This is a genomic window from Massilia sp. 01N410, assembly GCF_056399665.1.
In genome coordinates this window covers 64,854-83,813 of sequence record NZ_JBFTRV010000021.1, presented here as the reverse complement: position 1 = coordinate 83,813, position 18,960 = coordinate 64,854, and the positions used below count along the sequence as shown (strand labels likewise).

Annotated in this window: 18 protein-coding genes; 4 read left to right on the top strand and 14 right to left on the bottom strand. The window is 67.2% G+C overall.

All coding sequences use genetic code 11. The features are described 5' to 3' along the window. Positions 1-30 precede the first annotated feature (30 nt). Genes AC1DOP_RS22910 through AC1DOP_RS22895 form a run of 4 tightly spaced genes read right to left on the bottom strand, consistent with a single transcriptional unit; the run spans position 31 to position 4,748 of the window. Positions 31-1,269: a M20 family metallopeptidase gene (locus AC1DOP_RS22910; protein ID WP_477253546.1), complete on the bottom strand. Its 1,239-nt coding sequence runs from the start codon at positions 1,267-1,269 to the stop codon at positions 31-33. Then, positions 1,266-3,041, bottom strand: a complete 1,776-nt coding sequence (gene uraD / locus AC1DOP_RS22905) for a 2-oxo-4-hydroxy-4-carboxy-5-ureidoimidazoline decarboxylase (protein ID WP_477253544.1) — start codon at positions 3,039-3,041, stop codon at positions 1,266-1,268. The genes AC1DOP_RS22910 and uraD overlap by 4 nt, the downstream gene beginning before the upstream one ends. Positions 3,042-3,043: 2 nt before the next feature. After that, the gene (gene puuE / locus AC1DOP_RS22900; protein ID WP_477253542.1) at positions 3,044-3,988 is read right to left on the bottom strand and encodes an allantoinase PuuE; all 945 of its coding nucleotides are present in this window, start codon (positions 3,986-3,988) and stop codon (positions 3,044-3,046) included. A 10-nt stretch (positions 3,989-3,998) separates the two neighbouring features. After that, the gene (locus tag AC1DOP_RS22895; protein WP_441933286.1) at positions 3,999-4,748 is read right to left on the bottom strand and encodes a GntR family transcriptional regulator; all 750 of its coding nucleotides are present in this window, start codon (positions 4,746-4,748) and stop codon (positions 3,999-4,001) included. A gap of 115 nt (positions 4,749-4,863) precedes the next feature. Here AC1DOP_RS22895 and uraH point away from each other — a divergent pair, with 115 nt between their 5' ends. The 4 genes from uraH to AC1DOP_RS22875 all read left to right on the top strand — a co-directional run bounded on the left by uraH (position 4,864) and on the right by AC1DOP_RS22875 (position 9,092). Then, positions 4,864-5,220 carry a hydroxyisourate hydrolase gene (gene uraH / locus AC1DOP_RS22890; protein WP_441933284.1) on the top strand — a complete coding sequence of 119 codons (357 nt, stop codon included), beginning with the start codon at positions 4,864-4,866 and terminating at the stop codon, positions 5,218-5,220. A 194-nt stretch (positions 5,221-5,414) separates the two neighbouring features. Further along, positions 5,415-6,671, top strand: coding sequence for a urate hydroxylase PuuD (locus AC1DOP_RS22885; protein WP_477253539.1), 1,257 nt, complete (start codon positions 5,415-5,417; stop codon positions 6,669-6,671). A gap of 70 nt (positions 6,672-6,741) precedes the next feature. After that, positions 6,742-8,253, top strand: a complete 1,512-nt coding sequence (locus AC1DOP_RS22880) for a nucleobase:cation symporter-2 family protein (RefSeq protein WP_441933280.1) — start codon at positions 6,742-6,744, stop codon at positions 8,251-8,253. Next, a complete protein-coding gene (locus AC1DOP_RS22875; protein WP_441933278.1) occupies positions 8,250-9,092 on the top strand; it encodes an outer envelope protein in 843 nt (280 codons plus the stop codon). Before AC1DOP_RS22880 ends, AC1DOP_RS22875 begins: the two co-directional genes overlap by 4 nt. Before the next feature lie 7 nt (positions 9,093-9,099). Here the strand turns inward: AC1DOP_RS22875 and AC1DOP_RS22870 are convergent, their stop codons facing one another. From AC1DOP_RS22870 to AC1DOP_RS22825, 10 genes are all read right to left on the bottom strand, one after another. Then, positions 9,100-9,834: an ABC transporter substrate-binding protein gene (locus AC1DOP_RS22870; RefSeq protein WP_477253537.1), complete on the bottom strand. Its 735-nt coding sequence runs from the start codon at positions 9,832-9,834 to the stop codon at positions 9,100-9,102. Further along, on the bottom strand, positions 9,831-11,966 hold the full coding sequence (locus tag AC1DOP_RS22865; protein ID WP_441933276.1) for an FUSC family protein: 2,136 nt from the start codon (positions 11,964-11,966) through the stop codon (positions 9,831-9,833). Before AC1DOP_RS22865 ends, AC1DOP_RS22870 begins: the two co-directional genes overlap by 4 nt. Before the next feature lie 106 nt (positions 11,967-12,072). After that, positions 12,073-12,852 (bottom strand): 3-oxoadipate enol-lactonase, encoded by a 780-nt coding sequence (gene pcaD, locus AC1DOP_RS22860; RefSeq protein ID WP_477253534.1) that lies wholly within the window; start codon positions 12,850-12,852, stop codon positions 12,073-12,075. A gap of 9 nt (positions 12,853-12,861) precedes the next feature. Then, positions 12,862-13,644, bottom strand: coding sequence for a 1,6-dihydroxycyclohexa-2,4-diene-1-carboxylate dehydrogenase (locus tag AC1DOP_RS22855; protein WP_441933884.1), 783 nt, complete (start codon positions 13,642-13,644; stop codon positions 12,862-12,864). Beyond that, positions 13,644-14,681 (bottom strand): benzoate 1,2-dioxygenase electron transfer component BenC, encoded by a 1,038-nt coding sequence (gene benC / locus AC1DOP_RS22850; protein WP_441933272.1) that lies wholly within the window; start codon positions 14,679-14,681, stop codon positions 13,644-13,646. The genes AC1DOP_RS22855 and benC overlap by 1 nt, the downstream gene beginning before the upstream one ends. 29 nt (positions 14,682-14,710) lie before the next feature. Then, positions 14,711-15,202: a benzoate 1,2-dioxygenase small subunit gene (gene benB / locus AC1DOP_RS22845; protein WP_477253532.1), complete on the bottom strand. Its 492-nt coding sequence runs from the start codon at positions 15,200-15,202 to the stop codon at positions 14,711-14,713. Further along, positions 15,199-16,566, bottom strand: a complete 1,368-nt coding sequence (benA, locus tag AC1DOP_RS22840) for a benzoate 1,2-dioxygenase large subunit (protein ID WP_477253530.1) — start codon at positions 16,564-16,566, stop codon at positions 15,199-15,201. Before benA ends, benB begins: the two co-directional genes overlap by 4 nt. A 9-nt stretch (positions 16,567-16,575) precedes the next feature. Continuing rightward, positions 16,576-17,496 carry a catechol 1,2-dioxygenase gene (catA, locus tag AC1DOP_RS22835; protein ID WP_477253528.1) on the bottom strand — a complete coding sequence of 307 codons (921 nt, stop codon included), beginning with the start codon at positions 17,494-17,496 and terminating at the stop codon, positions 16,576-16,578. Between the two features lie 24 nt (positions 17,497-17,520). Beyond that, complete coding sequence (gene catC / locus AC1DOP_RS22830; RefSeq protein ID WP_441933264.1) at positions 17,521-17,811, bottom strand: muconolactone Delta-isomerase; 291 nt, start codon at positions 17,809-17,811, stop codon at positions 17,521-17,523. Between the two features lie 19 nt (positions 17,812-17,830). Then, positions 17,831-18,940, bottom strand: a complete 1,110-nt coding sequence (locus AC1DOP_RS22825) for a muconate/chloromuconate family cycloisomerase (protein WP_477253525.1) — start codon at positions 18,938-18,940, stop codon at positions 17,831-17,833. Positions 18,941-18,960: the final 20 nt, after the last annotated feature.

Here is an 18,960-nt window from a genome sequence, read left to right as displayed (position 1 = left end):
GGAACGACGTGGGGTGCCGGGACAACGGTTTTAATCCAGCAGGTCGAACAACGCCCGCGCAATCACCTTGGTCGCACGGCGCAAATCCTCCAGGTCGATATGCTCGTCCGCCCGCTTGGCATTGCTTTCGCCCACCGTGCGCGGGCCGGCGCCATACAGCACGGCCGGAATGCCGCGCTCGCCGAACAGGCGGGCATCGGTGTAGAGCGGGGTGCCGGCGGCCTCGATCGGCTCGTCGAACACGGCGCTGGCATGGCGCGACAGGGCGTCCACCATCGGCTGGTTGCCCGGCAGGGGCTTGAGCGCGTTGGCCAGCAGCAGGCGGCGGATCTCGATGCTGATGCCCGGGAAGCCGGCCACCGCTTCCTGGATCAGCTTGCGCAGCGAGGCTTCTACTTCCGCCGGGTTCTCTTCCGGGATCATGCGGCGGTCGAGCTTGAGCACCACCTTGCCCGGTACCACATTGGTGTTGGTGCCGCCTTCGATCAGGCCGACGTTCAGGTAGGGGTGGTTGATGCCCTTCACCTGGCTGCGGGTCTGCTTGTAGATGCGGTTCTGGTCGTACAGGGCGACCAGGATGCGGGTCGCGGCCTGCAGGGCGTCGACGCCGGTCTCCGGCACCGCCGCGTGGCCCATCTTGCCGTTGACCGTGACTTCCATCTGCAGGCAGCCGTTGTGGGCGGTGACGACCTGGTAGCTGAAGCCGGCCGCGATCAGGAGGTCCGGCTTGACCAGTCCCTGGTCCAGCAGCCAGCCCGGACCGAGTTCGCCGCCGAATTCCTCGTCGTAGGTGAAGTAGAGTTCGACACCGCCTTTCAGCGGGGCGCCCAGCGCTTCCAGAGCGCGGGTGGCGAAGGTGAAGGTGGCGAAGTCGCACTTGCTGACCGCGGCGGCGCGGCCGTACAGCTTGCCGTCGGCGATCTCGGCGCCGTAGGGCGGATGGGTCCAGCCTTCGCCCGGCGGCACCACGTCGCCGTGGGCGTTCAGGGCGATGGTGCGGCCGTGACCGTACTGGCGGCGCACCACCAGGTTGGTGATGGTCTGCAGGCCGGCCTGCTCGACGACCGGCGCCGGCACCGCATGGCGTTCGGCGACGAAGCCGAAGCCCTGCAGCAGTTCGGCGGTGCGTTCGGCGTGCGGCGCATTGTTGCCCGGCGGGGTGTCGGTGGGAACGCGCACCAGCTCCTGCAGGAAGCGCACCTCCTCGTCGAAGTGGGCGTCGATCCAGGCGTCGAGGTTCTCGTAAGGGGCAGCGGTGTTGGTAGTCATGTCGGGTCCGTGGCAAGTTGGTCGAGCAGGGTGGAGAAGGCGCGCACGCACAGGTCGGCGTCGTCGTTGGTGATGGATTCCAGCGGGTTGTGGCTGATGCCGGCGTTCAGGCCGCGCAGGAACAACATGGCCTGCGGCATCATCCGATGCAGCATCATGGCGTCGTGGCCGGCGCCGCTGGGCATGCGGAACACCGGCAGGCCGAGGGTCTCGACGGCGCGTTCCCAGCGCTGACGCCAGACCGGGTCGCAGGGTGCCGCCGCCGCGCGCATCGATTCTTCGAGCGTGTACTGCAGGCCGCGGCGGGCGCAGATCTCGCGCAGTTTTTCTTGGATGTCGCGGGCGCAGGCGTCGCGGACTTCATTCGTGGTGGCGCGCACGTCGAGGCTGAAACGGCAGCGTCCGGGCACCACGTTGATCGAGCCGTTCGGCACTTCCAGCATGCCGACGGTGGCGACCAGGTCGGGTACCAGCGCGCCACGCTCCTCGGCGTACAGCACCAGTTCGGCGGCCGCGGCGGCGGCGTCGCGCCGCATCGTCATCGGCGTGGTGCCGGCATGGCTGGCCATGCCGACGATCTCGCCGAAGAAACGCACGCTGCCGTTGATCGAGGTGACCACGCCCAGCGGCAGGTCGGCGTCGTTCAGCACCGGACCCTGTTCGATATGGGTCTCGACGAAGCCGAGGTAGCCGGCCGGGTCGCGCTTCAGGGCCGCGATGTCGTCCACCTTCAGGCCGGCCTGCTCGATGGCCGCGCGCATCGTGACGCCGTCGGCGTCGGCCTGTTCGAGCCAGTCGTGGTCGAAGCTGCCGGTGAGGGCACCCGAGCCCAGGAACACGGCCTTGTAGCGCTGGCCTTCCTCTTCGGCGAAGGCGACCACCTCGATGCCGTAGCCCAGGCGGCGTCCCTGGCGATGCAGTTCGCGCACGCAGGCCATCGGTACCAGGATGCCCAGGCGGCCGTCGTACTTGCCGCCGTTGCGCACCGTGTCGTAATGGGAGCCGGTCATCAGGCGCCTGGCTCGCGGGTCGGCGCCGTGGTAGACACCGACCACGTTGCCGACGGCGTCGATGCGGACCTCGTCGAAGCCGCAGTCCTCGCGCATCCAGCGCGCCAGCTGGGCCGCGCAGGCGCGGTGGGCGTCGGTCAGGTAGGTGACGCACAGCTCGCCGCGTTCGGCGTAGCCGGGGTCGCTGTGCACGGCCAGTTCCTCGGCCCAGTCCCACACCAGGTTGCCGAGCACGGGTTCGTGGCCGAACTTGTCGTTCAGGCGGATCTCGGCGATGCGGTGGATGTTGCGCAGCGCCTCCGACAGCTCGAAGTCGGGCTGGTTGTTCAGCCGGCGGGCGAAGGTGGCGATGATCTCGCGCTTCGGGAGACCGGCGCCGCGCGGGCCGCGCACCGCGAGGATGAAGGGGAAGCCGAATTTCGCGTTGTAGTCGGCATTGAGCTGCTGGATGGTGGCGAATTCCTCCGGCGTGCAATCGGTCAGGCCGGCCTTGTTCTGCTCATTGGTCGATTCCGCCGTCAGCGCTTTCGACACCATGGCCTTGCCCGCCAGTTCCGGGTGGGCGCGGATCAGGCCCAGCTTGGCTTCGCCGGGCGCGCTACGCACCGCCTGGGCCAGCGCGAGCTTCAACTGCGCCAGGCTGGAGAAGGGCCGCTGTTGCCAGGCGCGCGCGGCGATCCAGGGCGAGTGTTCGTAGACGCCGTCGAGCAGGGCGGTGAATTCCGCCTCGTCGGCGGCGTTGAGTCGTTCGAGGGTCAGCATGTTTACTCCCAGGGAAAGGCGGTGGCCGGGTCGTAGGGGTGGGCCTGTTTCCAGTGGCGCGCGATGTCGATGCGGCGCGCGACCCAGACGCGGTCATGCTGCTGCACGTGGTCGAGGAAGCGCTGCAGCGCGCGGAAACGGCCGGGCCGGCCGAGCAGGCGGCAGTGCATGCCGATGCTCATCATCGTGGGACGCTCCGCGCCTTCCGCGTAATGCACGTCGAAGGCGTCGCGCAGGTAGGCGAAGAAGGGATCGCCGTGCGAGAAGCCCTGCGGCAGGGCGAAGCGCATGTCGTTGCAGTCCAGCGTATAGGGCACCACCAGCTGCGGTACCTGTTCGCCGTCGCTGCGGCGCACCCGCATCCAGAAGGGCAGGTCGTCGCCGTAATAATCGCTGTCGTATTCGAAGCCGCCGTAGTCGGCCACCAGGCGCCGCGTGTTCGGGCTGTCGCGACCGGTGTACCAGCCGAGCGGGCGCTCCCCTAGCAGGCGCTCGATGGCCTGCATCCCGAGCGCCATGTGTTCGCGCTCGGTGGCTTCGTCGACGTTCTGGTAGCTGATCCAGCGCCAGCCGTGGCAGGCGATCTCGTGCCCCAGGTCCTTGAAGGCGGCGGCGACGTCCGGGCAGCGCTCGAGCGCCATGCCGACGCCGAACACGGTCAGCGGCAGACCGCGCTGTTCGAATTCGCGCAGGATGCGCCAGACCCCGACCCGCGAGCCGTATTCATAGATGCCTTCCATGCTCAGGTGGCGGTCGGGGAAGGCCGCCGGATTGAACATCTCGGACAGGAACTGCTCGCTGCCGGCATCGCCGTGCAGCACGCTGTTCTCGCCGCCTTCTTCGAAATTCAGGACGAATTGCACGGCGACCCGGGCCTGGCCGGGCCATTCGGCATGCGGCGGCTTGGGGCCGTAGCCCTTCAGGTCGCGTGGGTAGTGTTGGCTCATGGAGTCCCTTTCAGTGATTCAGGATGTTCGCGAGGTCGATCCGCTGCGGATCGAGGTCGAGGTTGCGCTGGACGTTGCCGAGATGCTTGTCGACCAGGCGCACGGCGGCGCGCACGTCGCGCCGCTCGAAGGCATCGACGATGGCCACATGCTCGCCGTGCGATTCCTCCGCCGACTGCGAGGACTGGCGCATCAGCGCGATCAGCGAGGAACGGGTCAGCAGTTCGCTCAGCATCTGCTCCAGCACCTGGTTGCCCAGCATCCGTGCCAGCACGATGTGGAAGTCGGCCAGCAGGCGGGTCCGGCCGGGCACTTCCGCATTGTTGACGGCGGCGCGCTCCTGTTCCAGGTGGACGCGCAGCTGGCGGATCTGCTCGTCGGTGATGGTCGCGCACAACTGTTTGGTGACGGCGGTTTCGAGGATGGCGCGCACCTCGAAGACGTCACGCGCTTCCTCGGCGGTCGGGGTGGCGACGAAGGCGCCCCTGGCCGGCTCCAGCACCACCAGGCGGTCGCGGCTCAGCTGGTTGAAGGCTTGCCGCACCACGGTGCGCGAGACCTCGAAGATATCGCCGATCTTCTGTTCGGACAGTTTGGTGCCGGGCATCAGGCGGCGCTCGGCGATCGCATTGGTAATCGAGTCGACGATGCGCTGGGTGGCGCTGGTGGGCGCATCCCCGACCTCGAGCTCGGCGCCGGACGAGGCCGGGACGTCGAGCTGGGGCGGGACGATCTTGAGCGGCGGGCGGGAGCGGGTCATGGTTCGGCAATCGAATAAATAGTTGACATCGTGTTTGAAGTGTATACACTTTTTTTAAAAATGAAAACAGAAAGTGTATGCAATCCTGCATGCACCCTTATCTCAAAGGAGAACCATGGGACACCTCAGCACCCACGTGCTCGACCTCATGCACGGCTGCCCGGCCGCCGGCATGCGCGTCAGCCTGCAGGCGATCGACGGCGCCACCGCGCGCACGATCAAGACCCTCACCCTGAATTCCGACGGCCGCACCGACGGCGGTCCGCTGCTGGACGCCTCTACCATGGCGGCCGGGCGCTACCGCCTGGTGTTCTCGGTGGCGGATTACTTCCGCGGACGTGGCGTCGCGCTGCCGGAGCCGGCCTTCATCGACGAGGTGCCGATCGATTTCGGCATCGCCGACGCCAACGGCCACTACCACGTGCCGTTGCTGGTCAGCCCCTGGGCTTACTCGACTTACCGCGGTTCGTAGCGCGTTCAACGCACGATAAGATTTTTATATCCAAACATAAAAGAATCGTATACAGTTGTTTGCGTCGCCGCGGAGCGCATCGGCAGGCGGAAGTGATCCCTGCCGATGGTTGCGATGATTTGCCCCTCACAGAGCCCGCTGTGGTGATGGGACAGTACGGAGCTTTGCCGTACTCTCTTTTCGCTTGAGGCTCTATGGAAACCTATCTGCTCGACTGGGCCAACCTGTTGCTGCGTTGGACCCACGTGATCACGGCGGTCGCCTGGATCGGCGCATCCTTTTACTTCGTCTTCCTCGATAACTCCCTGCACAAGCCCACCGCGCCCGACCTCGTCGAAAAAGGCGTGGACGGCGAACTCTGGGCCGTGCACGGCGGCGGCTTCTACCACCCGCAAAAATACCTGGTCGCACCCAAGGCCATGCCCGAGAACCTGCACTGGTTCTATTGGGAGAGCTACGCCACCTGGCTGTCCGGCTTTGGCCTGTTCACGGTGCTCTACCTGTTCAATGCGGGCACCTTCATGGTCGACAAGACAGTCCACGACTGGTCGTCCGGCGCCGCCGTCGCCACCGCGCTCGGCTTCCTGGCCGCCTTCTGGTTCGTCTACGACATCATCTGCCGCGCCTTCGGTCGCAGGAAGAACGGCGACCTGATCGTCGGCGCCTGCGTGTTCGTCTTCGTCGTCTTCGCGGCCTGGCTGGCCTGCCAGTTGTACGCGGGCCGCGCCGCCTTCCTGCTGGTGGGCGCGATGCTCGCGACCTCGATGAGCGCCAACGTCTTTTTCTGGATCATCCCGGGCCAGCGCAAGGTGGTGGCCCAGCTGAAGGCCGGCCGGCCGGTCGACCCGATCTACGGCTGGCGCGCAAAGCAGCGCAGCGTGCACAACACCTACTTCACCCTGCCGGTGCTGGTGGCGATGCTGTCGAACCACTACGGCTGGCTGTACTCGGGCCGCAACAACTGGTTCGTGCTGGTGCTGCTGATGCTGGCCGGCGCCCTGATCCGCCACAGCTTCGTGGCGCGCCACAAGGCCCTCGTGCTGGGCAAGCGCGTCCCCTGGGAACACGCGGTCGGCGGCGTCGCCGCCCTGCTGGCGCTGGCCGTCTGGCTGGTGCCGACGCCGGAAGCCGAAGCGCCGATGGTCGCCAGCGCGCCTGCCTCCGCCGCTCCTGCCGCCACCGCCGCAGCGGCCGGCGCCACCGCCCACCAGGTCAGCTTCCAGCAAGTCAAAGGCGTGATCGACCAGCGCTGCGTGATGTGTCACTCGGCCCAGGTGCAGAGCAAGGGCCTGGCCTTCGACAATCCCGCATCGATCAAGCGGCACGCGCAACAGATGTATCAGCAGGCCGTGGTACTGAAACTCATGCCGTTGAATAACGCCACGCAGATCACCGCCGGAGAGCGGGACTTGCTGAAGCGTTGGTACGAAGAGGGCGCCCCGGTGGAGTAAACATCCGGGATGGCCAGCAGCATGCATTCTTTGGTTTCGGACGTACGTCAATAATAATCAGGAGACAAGCATGAAACACCAGAGCCGCCATCCGGTGGATGAAAGACTACCCCTCGGGAGATTGACCGCCCTGGGGCTGCAGCATGTGCTGGTCATGTACGCGGGCGCCATCGCGGTGCCCCTGATCGTGGGCCGCGCCCTCAAACTCTCGCCGGCGGAAGTCACGATGCTGATTTCGGCCGACCTGTTCTGCTGCGGCCTGGTAACCCTCATCCAGTCGCTCGGCCTGTCTCCATGGTTCGGCATCAAGCTGCCGGTCATGATGGGCGTGACCTTCGCGGCCGTCGGCCCGATGGTGGCGATCGCGAATGCCGTCCCCGGCGTCGACGGGGCAAGGGCGATCTTCGGCGCCGGCATCGGCGCCGGCGTGCTGGCGATCCTGATCGCGCCGCTGATGAGCCGCATGCTGCGCTTTTTTCCGCCGGTCGTCACCGGCACCATCATCCTGGTCATCGGCGTCAGCCTGATGCGGGTCGGAGTGGGCTGGGCGATGGGCGGCCCCGATTCGGCGGCCCAGAGCGTCGACGTGGCGCGCCTGGCCGTGATGGTCGACGATGCCAGGGCGACTGCCGCCGCTGCCGCCGCGGTGGCCCCCGAACAGGCGGTGGCGCCGGCGCTGAAACTGGCCGGCCCGGTGCCGATGACGCCGAACCCGTCCTATGGATCGCTAGACAACCTGGCGATCGCCGGCTTCGTGCTGCTGGTGGTGCTGGCGTTGGTGAAGTACGGCCGCGGCTTCATCTGCAATATTTCGGTCCTGCTGGGCATCGTGGCCGGCTGCGGCGTGGCCTACAGTGCCGGCAAGATGCACTTCGATAAGGTCGGCAAGGCCCCGTGGTTCGAGATCGTGACCCCGTTCGCCTTCGGCATGCCGACCTTCGACATCGTCATGATCCTCACCCTGACCGTGGTCATGATGGTGGTGATGATCGAATCGGCCGGCATGTTCCTGGCCCTGTCGGACATGACGGGCAAGGAGATCGACCGCAAGAGCCTGGCCGCGGGCCTGCGCACCGACGCCCTGGGCACCCTGCTGGGCGGCGTGCTGAACACCTTCCCGCACACCAGCTTTTCGCAGAACGTCGGCCTGGTGGCCGTGACCGGCGTGAAGAGCCGCTGGGTCTGCGTGGCGGGCGGCATCATCATGATCGTGCTGGGCATGCTGCCGAAGATGGCCTCGCTGGTCGAAGCCATTCCCCAGTTCGTGCTGGGCGGCGCCGGCCTGGTCATGTTCGGCATGGTGGCGGCCGCCGGCATCCGCATCCTGACCCGGGTCGATTTCAAGACCAACCGCTTCAATCTCTACATCGTGGCGCTGTCGATCGGCTTCGGCCTGATTCCGCTGGTGGCGCCGCGCTGGGCCCAGCAGATGTCGCACAGCCTGCATCCGCTGCTGGAATCCGGCATCCTGCTGACCGCGCTCGCCGCCGTGGCGCTGAACCTGTTCTTCAACGGCACCCGAGGCATACCTGAAGAATCGCATGAGGAAGTGGAACCGATGGCACAAGGGAGCAAGGCATGAAGCGCGCGGTACTGACATTCGCATTGATGGCCGGCGCGGCGGCGTCAAGCATGGCCGCCGACTGGAGCGATACCTCGATCGCCTACCGCACCGGCACCCGCTTCGCCGAGCCCTTCAACGCCAACGACATCCGCAAGGACATCGTGCAGTTCACGCATGCCAGCGGCTACAAGTACGGCAGTAACTTCGTCAACCTGGACATCCTCCTGTCCGACAAGACCGATCCCTCGTCGAAAGGGGCGAGCTCCGGCGCCCAGGAGTTCTACGTGGTCTACCGCCACACGCTCGAATGGGGCAAGCTCACCGGTGCGCCGGTGCGCTTCGGCCCGGTGCGCGACCTGGGCCTGACCGGCGGCTTCGACGTCAACACCAAGACCGACGCCGGCTACAACTCCAAGAAGCGCATGCTGGTGCTGGGGCCGACCCTGATGTTCGACGTGCCCGGCCTGCTCAACGTCGGCGTGTATCAGCTATGGGAGAGCAATGCGCCCTACAGCAGCTTCACCCAGGTCAGCACGCCGCGCTACCACTACGATCCGCACCCGATGCTGGGCGCGGTCTGGGCCTTCCCGCTGGGGGCCACCAGGCTGTCCTTCGAAGGTTATGCCAACTTCATCGCCGCCAAGGGCCAGAACGAGTTCGGCCGGGGTACCAAGCCCGAGACGAATATCGACATGCAGCTGATGCTCGACGTCGGCGCGCTGCTCGACACCAAGCCGAAGCGTTTCCGCGCCGGTATCGCCTACCAGTACTGGCGCAACAAGTTCGGCAACGACAGCAACACGATTCCCGGCGCGACGGCCAGGACGCCGATGGTCAAGGCCCAGTACCACTTCTAGTGCTTGGTCACGCCGCGGCCGGTGCCACCGAGGCGCCGTCGATGCGGTGGCGGGCGAGGGCGGCCGCCACGAAGCCGCTGGCTTTCATGTGTTCGACGAAGCGGGCGAGGAAGGTGGCGGCTTCCGCGCCGCGGCTCTTCGGCGTGCCCATCGCCTGCTGGATGACCATGAAGTGGCCGTCAAGCAGGCGCAGCCCGCCGAAGCGTCGCGCATCCGCTTCCAGCTGCTGCTTCACCCCGGCCGCGACTTCCGCCCCCAGTTCCATGAAGGTGTCGACCACGGTGGGCGAGGTCGGCGCCCGCAGGATCCGCGCATGCGCCAGCGTGCGGCTCAGGTGGAGATCGTAGGCGCTGCCCTTGCCGACCACGACGCGGTTTGTCTCGGCGTCGACTTCCTCGTTCGCCTTCAGCGGCGAATCCTGTTTCATCAGATAGCAGCCTTCGATCAGCACATAAGCGGCGCTGAAGGCGATGTTCGCGCCGCGCAGCGGGTCGATGGCGAAGAAGCCGATGTCGGCCTGCTCCGAGGCGACCGCGTCGACCGACTTTCCGGCCGCATCGACGACCACCAGTTCCAGTTCCGCGCCCAGCAGGCGCGCGAATTCGCCGGCGAGGTCGACGGATACGCCGCGGGCGCCGCCATCCTCGCCCTGGCAGGCCAGGATCGGGTTGCCTAGGTTGATGGCGGCTCGCAGCTTGCCGGTGGGGGCAAAGGCGGAGCGGATGGAAGGAGTAGTGGTCATGGCGCACCGGTTGATGTTTCAAGAACCTGTCCAATCGCGTCGCCGCATAGCGCCACCTGGGCCGCATCCTCCTGCAGCAAACGCAGCCTTCGCTGCAACGGCGCCCAGCCCGGCCATTCCGCGATCCAGACCGTCGCTTCGCCGGCAGGCGCAAGGCCGGCCTGCGGCGCTTCCCCGAGTGTGGCACGGACTTCGGCGAACATGCGTTCGAGCGCGGCATCGACCTCGGCGCGCGGCAGGTTCTCCGCGTAGCGCTGCAGCAGCAGGCGCAGCGCCGCCATGTGGGCCACCAGCAGGTAGTTCTGCACCGTGAAGCGGGCCAGTTCGGCCGGGGCGCGCCGCTTGCCGGCCGGCTCGTCCAGCATGCGGCCGAGCGCCGCGCTGAGGGCCGCCAGGCTGTCCATGAAGCGCTTGCGGGCGATCCGGTAGTGGAAATCGTCGCCGTTGCGGCGCCGCAGGAGTTCGCCGGCGGCGTCCACGTATTTGCGGTTGGCCTCGCGCACCGCGTCCACCAGCAGCGGCAGGTTCTGGTATTCCCAGTTCGGCAGCACGTAGCTGAAGAAGGTGGCGATCAGGGTGCCGACCACGGTGTCCAGCAGGCGTTCGCCGATGGCGCCGCCGCCGTGCGGCACCGTCAGGCCGATCAGCAGCAGGGCCTGGACGCTGGCGGCGATCGCCGTGTAGCGGTATTTCACGTACAGGAAGGTGGGTCCGGCCGCGGTGGCGACGAACAGGAATCCGAACAGGATGGCCGGCGCGTGGACGAAGTGCAGGATCACGGCGGTCAGCATGCAGCCGATCAGGGTGCCGGTCAGGCGGTCGGCGCGGCGCTGGCGGGTGATGCTGAAGCTGGGCTTGAGGACCACGGCGATGGTCAGCGCGGTCCAGTAGCCGTGCGTCTTGTAGGGCAGCCATTCGGCTGACATGAGTCCGACCGAAATCGCCATCGCCACCCGCAGCGCGTAGCGGAAGGTCGGCGAGGTCCAGCGCAGGTTCGACAGCAGGATGCCGATGTTGTAGCGCTGCTGGGTAAGGAGGGGCGTGAGGTCGGCGTCGCGTGCCGTCGGCAGCTTGCCATGGGGCGCCTGGCTGGCCGCGTGCAGGCGCGCGATCATCGCGATCAGCTCGCGGATCTTGTTGGAGGTGGCGCGCAGCACGGCCTGGGCGCCCCCGGCCGGGCCTTCGCCGGGGGGCAGGGTGCGCAGGGCCTCCTCGAGCGCGCGCAGTTCCGCGCGGTAGTCGGTGGCGGCCCAGGAGGGCCGGTTGCGCGTCATCGCATAGGCGACCGATTCGATGTCGCGCGCGGCCTTGCCGATCAGGTCGCCCAGCAGCGGCAGGACCGGGCCATCGGCGAAGTACTCGCGCAGCAGGGCGTAATCGGTGTGGGTCGACAGCACCAGTTCGTACAGGTCGAACATGGCGTAATGGACCTGCACCAGCACCGCTTCGTCGGGCCTGGGCCGGCCGCGCAGGATCAGGTCGCGCGAGGCCTGCTGGCGCTCGGCCAGCACGCTCTGCTGGCGCACCAGCTTTTCCAACTGCGCCGGCAGCGGATTCGCCAGGTCGTAGCAGCCGGCCTTGTTGCTGGTATAGGCCGCCAGTTCGTACAGCGCTTCGGCCAGCACCTGCTGCTTGAGACGGCGCCGCAGGATCCACACGACCACCATCGCATAGGCCATGTAGCCGGCGCCGCCCAGCAGGAACAGGCCGCCGTGCCGCAGCGCCTGCAACGGCGTGGCCGCCGCCTCGCTCGACAGCATCATCACGAACAGGGCCACGAACTGCAGCGGCATCGCCTTCCTGCCGTAGACCACCATCATGCTGGCCAGGAAGGAGACCAGCACGATGACGCTGCGCAGCAGCCAGGGCACCGGCGAACAAAGGCTGACCAGCAGCGCCACCAGGGAGCATGACAGCACGCCGGCCAGCATCTCGTTGAACTTGTGGCGCAGCGGGCCGGGCATGTCCATCAGGCTGGTGCACAGCGCGCCGATGGCGACCGCCATCGCGGCCGGCAGGTCGGCGGCGAGGTAGGTCAGGTAGGTCAGTCCGACGATGCCGGTGGCGATCCGCAGGCCGGTGTAGAAGTAGTGGCTGAACAGGAAGGTGCGCGGTGCTAGGGTGTAGTGCATGGGATCGAATGGGCCGCGCCTGCCAGGAGTCGGGTAGGCTTTGCTGGCGATTCTAGCAAAAAACGCCAGCCGGGCCGGCCCATCGCACAGCCATTCGTGTCCGTATTTACGCTGGCAGGAAGCGCCGCAGCAGCGCCGTGAATTCCTCCTCCGCCTCGATACTGGACAGGTGGGAGGCGTCGAGCACCGCCAGCTGCGCTCCAGCCACCTGGGCGGCCAGCCATTCGCCGTCGGCCACCGTGGTCACCGGATCGTGGCGGCCGGCGATCACCAGCGTCGGACTGGCGATGTCCTGCACCTGTTCGCGCAGGTCGCAGCGGGCAAGCGCATCGCAGCAGGCGGCATAGCCCTCGGCGTCCTGTTCGCGCAGGCGCCCGATCAGGTGGCCGACCACACTGGGCTGGCGTGCGATGAAGGGGGCGGTGAACCAGCGCGATGCGGCGCCGTCCGCCATGGCGCCCATGCCTTCGACGCGGACCAGCGCGGCGCGCGTCGCCCAGCCATCCAGGTTGCCGATGCGGGCGGCGGTATTCGCCAGCACCAGCTTGTGGACGCGCTGCGGCGCATGGATGCCGAGCCATTGGCCGGTCAAGCCGCCCATCGAGATCCCGCAGAAGTGCGTCCGCGTGATGCCGAGATGGTCGAGCAGGTCGAGCACGTCCAGGCCCAGGCGCGCGATGCCGGCCGGACCGGTTCCGCGCACGGAACCACCGTGTCCGCGGGTGTCGTAGCGCACCACATAAAAATCCTCGGCCAGCGCCGCGGTCTGCGCGTCCCACATGCCCAGGTCGGTGCCGAGGGAGTTCGAGAGGAGGAGGCAGGGTTTCCTGCGGTCGCCGTCGGTCCGGTAGTACAGCCGGCCGTCATCGAGGTGTGCGTAAGGCATGCGATCTCCTCAGCCAAGGTCGCCGCCGGCCACGGGCAGGACGGTACCGGTGATATACGAAGCCTCGCGCGAGGCCAGGAACAGGATCGCACCGACCTGCTCGTCGATGCTGCCGTAGCGGTGCATCAGGCTGGTGGCGACGGTCTGGTCGACGATGCCCTGGTACCACGCCTGCTCCGGTCCGCTGAGCGGCTCCGGGTTGCGCGGCACCTTGCGCGGCGGTGCCTCGGTGCCGCCGGTGGCCACCGCGTTGACGCGGATGTTGTCGCCGGCATGCTCGAAGGCCAGGCTGGCGGTCAGCGCGTTGACGCCGCCCTTGGCCGCCGAGTACGGGATGCGGTAGATGCCGCGCGTCGCCACCGAGGACACGTTGACGATGGCGCCGGCCTGGCGCCAGATCATCGACGGCAGCACGGCGCGACAGCACCACAAGGTGGGAAACAACGAGCGCCGGATCTCCGCTTCGATCTGCCACTCCTCGTACTCCTGGTAGGGCTTGGCCCAGATGGTGCCGCCGACGTTGTTGACCAGGATGTCGATCCGGCCGTAGTCGTCGAGCGCGCGCGCCATCAAGGCTTGTGCGCCGTCCCAGGTCTCGAGGTCGACCTCGGCTACCACGACTTGCGCGCCAAGCGCGACTGCCTCCTGCGCGACTTCGTTGACCAGCGCCGAGCGGTCGGCCAGCACCAGCTGGGCCCCTTCGCGGGCGGCGGCCAGCGCCACCCCGCGGCCGATGCCCTGGGCGGCGCCGGTGACGACCATGACCTGGTCCTTGAAACGGTCGGGATGCATCATGCGGCGACTCCCTGGCCGGCGGCGGCGCTGGCGGAAAATTTCTCGAAGTAGAAGTTGGCCGGCTTCACGCCCGTGGTTTCCAGCCAGCCGCGCACCGCCTCGACCATCGGCACCGGGCCGCACAGGTAGACGTCGACGTCGCCGCCGTTCATCCAGCCCGCCTCGACGTGGGCGGTGGCATAGCCCTTGCGTGGGTGGCCGCTGCTTGCCGCGGCGACGCAGGTCAGGTACTCGAACTGCGGATGGGCGGCGGCGATGCGGTCCAGGTGGGCCAGTTCGACCAGGTCGTGGTCGTTCGTCACCGCGTAGACCAGCCTCACCGGCTGCGTGAAGCCCTTGGCGGCGAGGACGTCCAGCATGGACAGGAAGGGCGCGATGCCGGTGCCGCCGGCCAGCATCAGCAGGGGACGCTGGACCGGCCGCAGGTAGAAGCTGCCGAAGGGACCGCTGAAGGAGACTTGCTGGCCGGCCGCGGCGCGCTGCGCGAGGTAGCCGCTCATCAGCCCGTCCGGCACGTTGCGCACCACGAAGCTGGCGAGGGCCGCGCCGGGCGCGGAGCTGAAGGAATAGGAGCGGGTCTCGCTCGTTCCGGGCACCGTGACGTTGACGTACTGGCCCGGCAGGAAGTCCAGCAGATCCGGCTGGTCCAGCGCCACCGAGAAGCGGATGGTCGAGGGCGAGAGCTGCTCGACGGCGGCGAGCCTGCCCTGGTATTCCGCGACGCCGGTGCGGCAGGCGCCCGAGGTGGCGGGAATCTTCACCACGCAGTCGGAGGTCGGCCGCATCTGGCAGGCCAGCACGTAGCCGGCGGCGGCATCCTTTTCGTCCAGCGCGTCCTCGATATAGCTTTCGGGCGGCATCTCGTACTGCCCCGACTCGCACAGGCCGCGGCAGGTGCCGCAGGCGCCGTCGCGGCAGTCGAGGGGAATGTTGACCTTCTGGCGGTAGGCCGCGTCGGCCAGTTTTTCGTTGTCGTTGCAGCTGATGAAGCGGGTGACTCCGTCTTCGAACTGCAGCGCGATCGTATGCGTCATGATCGGCTCCTGCTTTGCATGTGCGTTGCTTAGATGTGGTAAATGTCGATGACCTGGCTGATGTAGTCGTTCTTCAGGACGACGTACTTGTCCAGGATCTGCGGACGCGGACCGGAAAAATCGATCGCGTAGCGCGACATGCCGAAATAGCTGTGGTTCGTGTGGTAGCGGTGGCTCAGCGTGTGCCAGTTGAAGCGCACGGTGAGCACGCCGCCGTCGACCCGTTCGAGTTCGACGTTGGCGATGTTGTGGCTGGTGCGGGTGTCGGGAATCGTCGCGCTGGAGCGCTCGGTCTTGATCCGGAACACGCGGTCTTCCAGGCCCTGGCGGTTCGGGTAGAAGATCAGCGAGATCTCGCGCTGCGGATCGGTGACCAGCTTGCCGTCGTCGTCCCAGGACGGCATCCAGAAGCGGGCGTCCGGGTGGTAGCACTCCAGCCACTCGTCCCACTGCTCGTCGTCGAGCAGGCGGGCTTCGCGGTAGAGGAAGGCGAGGATGTCCTGCATGCCGGCTGCGCTCATTTCGTCTCTCCCTGTGCGTCGATGGCCTTCTTCATGACGTCCAGCCAGTAGCGGTGCTGCACCGTGTACAGGCCTTCGTCCTCGGTGCGCACGCCGCTCATCAACGGTCGAAGGCCGATGTCGCCGGCGGCCGGATCGGCGCCCGCGATCCAGTGGGTGGCGCCGCGGCACATGTCGTTCCAGGGCATCGCCGCGCCGGCATAGCCCTGCTGGCAGGCGCGGAACTCTTCCAGGTCGTCCGGGGTCGCCATGCCGCTGACGTTGAAGAAGTCTTCGTACTGGCGGATGCGGTGGGCGCGCGCCTCGTCGGATTCGCCCTTCGGCGCGATGCAGTAGATCGTCACCTCGGTCTTGTCCACCGACAGCGGGCGCAGCACCCGGATCTGGGAGCTGAACTGGTCCATCAGGTAGACGTTCGGGTACAGGCAGAGGTTGCGCGAGCGCTCGACCATCCAGTCGGCCATCGGCTTGCCGTGCTTTTCGGCGTATTCCGCATGGCGCCCGAAGTTCGGCCGGTCTTCCGGATTCGCCCACTGCGACCACAGCAGCATGTGGCCGTGCTCGAAGGCGTAGAAGCCGCCGCCCTGGCGGCCCCAGTTGCCGGCATCCATGGCGCGGACCTTGTCCTCGCGCGCCTGTTCGTCCTTGCGGTGCCTGGTGGTGGCGGCGTAGTTCCAGTGCACGGCCGTGACGTGGTAGCCGTCGGCGCCGTTCTCGGCCTGCAGCTTCCAGTTGCCGTCGAAGGTGTAGGTGGAGGAGCCGCGCAGCACTTCCAGCCCTTCCGGCGACTGGTCGACGATCATGTCGATGATCTTGCCGGCTTCGCCCAGGAACTCGTCGAGCGGCGGCACTTCCGGGTTCAGGCTGCCGAACAGGAAGCCCTTGTAGCTGGCGAAGCGCGCCAGCTTCTTGAGGTCGTGCGAGCCCTCCTTGTTGAAGCATTCCGGGTAGCCGGCGCTTTCCGGGTCCTTCACCTTCAGCAGCTTGCCGCTGTTGTTGAAGGTCCAGCCGTGGAACGGGCAGGTATAGGTCGCCTTGTTGCCGCGCTTGTGGCGGCACAGCTGGGCGCCGCGGTGGCTGCAGGCGTTGATGAAGGCATTCAGCTCACCCTGTCGGTTGCGCGCGATGAAGACCGGTTGGCGTCCGATGTGGGTGGTGTAGTAGTCGTTGACGTTCGCGACCTGGCTCTCGTGGGCGAGATAGATCCAGTTGCCTTCGAAGATGTGCTGCATCTCCAGTTCGAACAGGCCTTCGTCGGTGAAGGCATTGCGGTGCAGGCGGTACTGGCCGGTGGCGGCATCCTCCACCAGGTAGTCGTCCAGGCTCCTGGGCTTGAACGCGTTGACGGGACGGATCGGGATCATGGCGGGTCCTCAGGCGGCGGCGCGGTTGCGCTCGACGATGGTGCTCGGCGCGGATTCGGTGTCGCGGTACAGGTGGAAGTCGAAATCGATCGAGGCGAAAGGCTTGTCCAGGCGCTTGGCATCGATCGCGGCCGGATCGTCGATGCGGGCGATGGCGGGCACCAGGCCTTCGCGGCTGGCGAAGGCGAAGTCGTCCCACAGGTATTCGTCGCCGTCGATGTTGATCTGGGTAGTCAGCTTGCGGTGGCCGGGTGCGCTCACGAAGAAGTGGATGTGGGCCGGGCGCTGGCCGTGGCGGCCGAGAAGATCGAGCAGTTGCTGGGTGGTGCCGTCCGGCGGACAGCCGTAGCCGACCGGGATGATGCTGCGGAACTGGTAGCGGCCGTCGGCGTCGGTCACGATGGTGCGGCGCAGGTTGAAGTCGGACTGGGTGCGGTCGAAGAAGGAATAGTTGCCCAGCAGGTTGGCGTGCCAGACTTCGACCTTCGCGTTCGGCAGCGGCTTGCCTTCCTGGTCGAACACCGTGCCCTGCATGAACAGGGTCTCGGCGCGGTCGGACTCGCTGCCGTCGTCGAGGCGGGCGAAACCCACGCTCTCCGGCGCGCCGGCCACGTACAGCGGGCCTTCGATGGTGCGCGGGGTGCCGCCTTCGAGGCCGGCCTTTTGTTCGGCCTCGTCGGCGCGGATGTCGAGGAAGCGTTCCAGGCCCAGGCCTGCGGAGAGCAGGCCCAGTTCGTTGGCCGCACCGGCCGCCGACAGGTAGGCGATGCCGTGCCAGAACTCGGTCGGCGTGATGTCCAGGTCTTCGATCGCCTTGCACAGGTCGCCCAGCAGGCGCTGCACGACCTGCTGCACGCGCGGGTTGGCGGGGCGGCTTGCGGCGTCCACGATCCAGTTCTTTACCAGGGTGTCGATGTCTGCGTGATTCATTGCGGTCTCCTTCGTGTTATGGGCTTACTGGTCGTTGCTGCGGATCGAGGACGGGTGGCGGCACAGCGGCATCACCTCGATCTGCATATAAGGGAACAGCGGCAGGGAGGTCAGCAGCGCGTGCAGCTCCTCCACGCTGCCGACGTCGAAAACGCTGACGTTGGCGTACTGGCCGGCGATGCGCCACAGGTGGCGCCACTTGCCTTCGTGCTGCAGGCGCTGGGCGAGTTCCTTCTCGTCCTGCTTGAGTTTCGCGGCCTGCTCGGGCGGCATCGCCGGCGGCATGTTGACGTTCATTCGTACATGGAACAGCATCAAGGTCTCCTTGGGTGTCTCAGTTGCGCTGCATCCGGCGCAGTTTCTCGATATCGATCTCCACGCCCAGGCCGGGGCCGCTCGGGACCTGCAGCATGTAGTCGCGGTAGACCAGCGGCTCGCGCAGCACTTCCTCGGTCAGCAGCAGGGGGCCGAACAGTTCGGTGTCCCAGGCCAGTTCGGGGAAGGTGGCGCAGAGGTGGGCGGTGGCCGCGGTGCCGATCCCGCCTTCGAGCATGGTGCCGCCGTACAGGCCGACGCCGGCCAGGCGCGCCACGGTGGCCACTTCCAGCGCCGGCAGCAGGCCGCCGGACTGGGCGATCTTGACCGCGTAGACGTCGGCCGCATCCATGCGCGCCAGCGCCAGCGCGTCGTCCGGGCCATGCAGGGCTTCGTCGGCCATGATGGCGACGTCGAAGCGCTGCTTCAGGCGGGCCAGGGCGCCGGCGTTGACGGCCTTCACCGGCTGTTCGATCAGGTCGATGCCGCCGGCTTCCAGCGCCGCGATGCCGCGCACCGCGTCCAGTTCGCTCCAGGCCTGGTTGACGTCGACCCGCACGCTGGCGCGCTCGCCGAGGGCGCGCTTGATCGCCAGCACGTGCTTGACGTCGTCCGCGACGCTGCGCAGGCCGATCTTCAGCTTGAAGATGCGGTGGCGGCGAATCTCGAGCATGTGCTCGGCCTCGGCGATGTCCTTGGCGGTGTCGCCGCTGGCCAGGGTCCAGGCCACCGGCAGCGCATCGCGCACCCGGCCGCCCAGCAGTTCCGAGAGCGGCACGCCGAGGCGGCGCGCCTGGGCGTCGAGCAGGGCGGTCTCGAGGGCGCATTTGGCGAAGCGGTTGCCCTGGATGATCTTGCGGATCTTCGCCATGGCCTTGGCCGGCTGCCGCGCGTCCATGCCGACGAGCAGGGGCGCGATGTGGGTGTCGATGTTCACCTTCACGCTTTCCGGGCTTTCGTCGCCGTAGTTCAGGCCGCCGATGGTGGTGGCTTCGCCCCAGCCTTCGATGCCGTCGCCGCAAAGGACGCGCACCAGCACCAGGGTCTGGGTGCTCATCGTCGCGACGGACAGCTTGTGAGGCCGGATCGTCGGCACGTCGACGAGGATGGTTTCAATAGTTTGAATCATATTTATTTCGTATAATGCGC

What these genes read in the sequence shown, in the direction of transcription:
- AC1DOP_RS22910 (WP_477253546.1), bottom strand. Translation starts at nt 1,269, where the DNA reads ATGACTACCAACACCGCTGCCCCTTACGAGAACCTCGACGCCTGGATC.
- uraD (WP_477253544.1), bottom strand. Translation starts at nt 3,041, where the DNA reads ATGCTGACCCTCGAACGACTCAACGCCGCCGACGAGGCGGAATTCACC.
- puuE (WP_477253542.1), bottom strand. Translation starts at nt 3,988, where the DNA reads ATGAGCCAACACTACCCACGCGACCTGAAGGGCTACGGCCCCAAGCCG.
- AC1DOP_RS22895 (WP_441933286.1), bottom strand. Translation starts at nt 4,748, where the DNA reads ATGACCCGCTCCCGCCCGCCGCTCAAGATCGTCCCGCCCCAGCTCGAC.
- uraH (WP_441933284.1), top strand. Translation starts at nt 4,864, where the DNA reads ATGGGACACCTCAGCACCCACGTGCTCGACCTCATGCACGGCTGCCCG.
- AC1DOP_RS22885 (WP_477253539.1), top strand. Translation starts at nt 5,415, where the DNA reads ATGGAAACCTATCTGCTCGACTGGGCCAACCTGTTGCTGCGTTGGACC.
- AC1DOP_RS22880 (WP_441933280.1), top strand. Translation starts at nt 6,742, where the DNA reads ATGAAACACCAGAGCCGCCATCCGGTGGATGAAAGACTACCCCTCGGG.
- AC1DOP_RS22875 (WP_441933278.1), top strand. Translation starts at nt 8,250, where the DNA reads ATGAAGCGCGCGGTACTGACATTCGCATTGATGGCCGGCGCGGCGGCG.
- AC1DOP_RS22870 (WP_477253537.1), bottom strand. Translation starts at nt 9,834, where the DNA reads ATGACCACTACTCCTTCCATCCGCTCCGCCTTTGCCCCCACCGGCAAG.
- AC1DOP_RS22865 (WP_441933276.1), bottom strand. Translation starts at nt 11,966, where the DNA reads ATGCACTACACCCTAGCACCGCGCACCTTCCTGTTCAGCCACTACTTC.
- pcaD (WP_477253534.1), bottom strand. Translation starts at nt 12,852, where the DNA reads ATGCCTTACGCACACCTCGATGACGGCCGGCTGTACTACCGGACCGAC.
- AC1DOP_RS22855 (WP_441933884.1), bottom strand. Translation starts at nt 13,644, where the DNA reads ATGCATCCCGACCGTTTCAAGGACCAGGTCATGGTCGTCACCGGCGCC.
- benC (WP_441933272.1), bottom strand. Translation starts at nt 14,681, where the DNA reads ATGACGCATACGATCGCGCTGCAGTTCGAAGACGGAGTCACCCGCTTC.
- benB (WP_477253532.1), bottom strand. Translation starts at nt 15,202, where the DNA reads ATGAGCGCAGCCGGCATGCAGGACATCCTCGCCTTCCTCTACCGCGAA.
- benA (WP_477253530.1), bottom strand. Translation starts at nt 16,566, where the DNA reads ATGATCCCGATCCGTCCCGTCAACGCGTTCAAGCCCAGGAGCCTGGAC.
- catA (WP_477253528.1), bottom strand. Translation starts at nt 17,496, where the DNA reads ATGAATCACGCAGACATCGACACCCTGGTAAAGAACTGGATCGTGGAC.
- catC (WP_441933264.1), bottom strand. Translation starts at nt 17,811, where the DNA reads ATGCTGTTCCATGTACGAATGAACGTCAACATGCCGCCGGCGATGCCG.
- AC1DOP_RS22825 (WP_477253525.1), bottom strand. Translation starts at nt 18,940, where the DNA reads ATGATTCAAACTATTGAAACCATCCTCGTCGACGTGCCGACGATCCGG.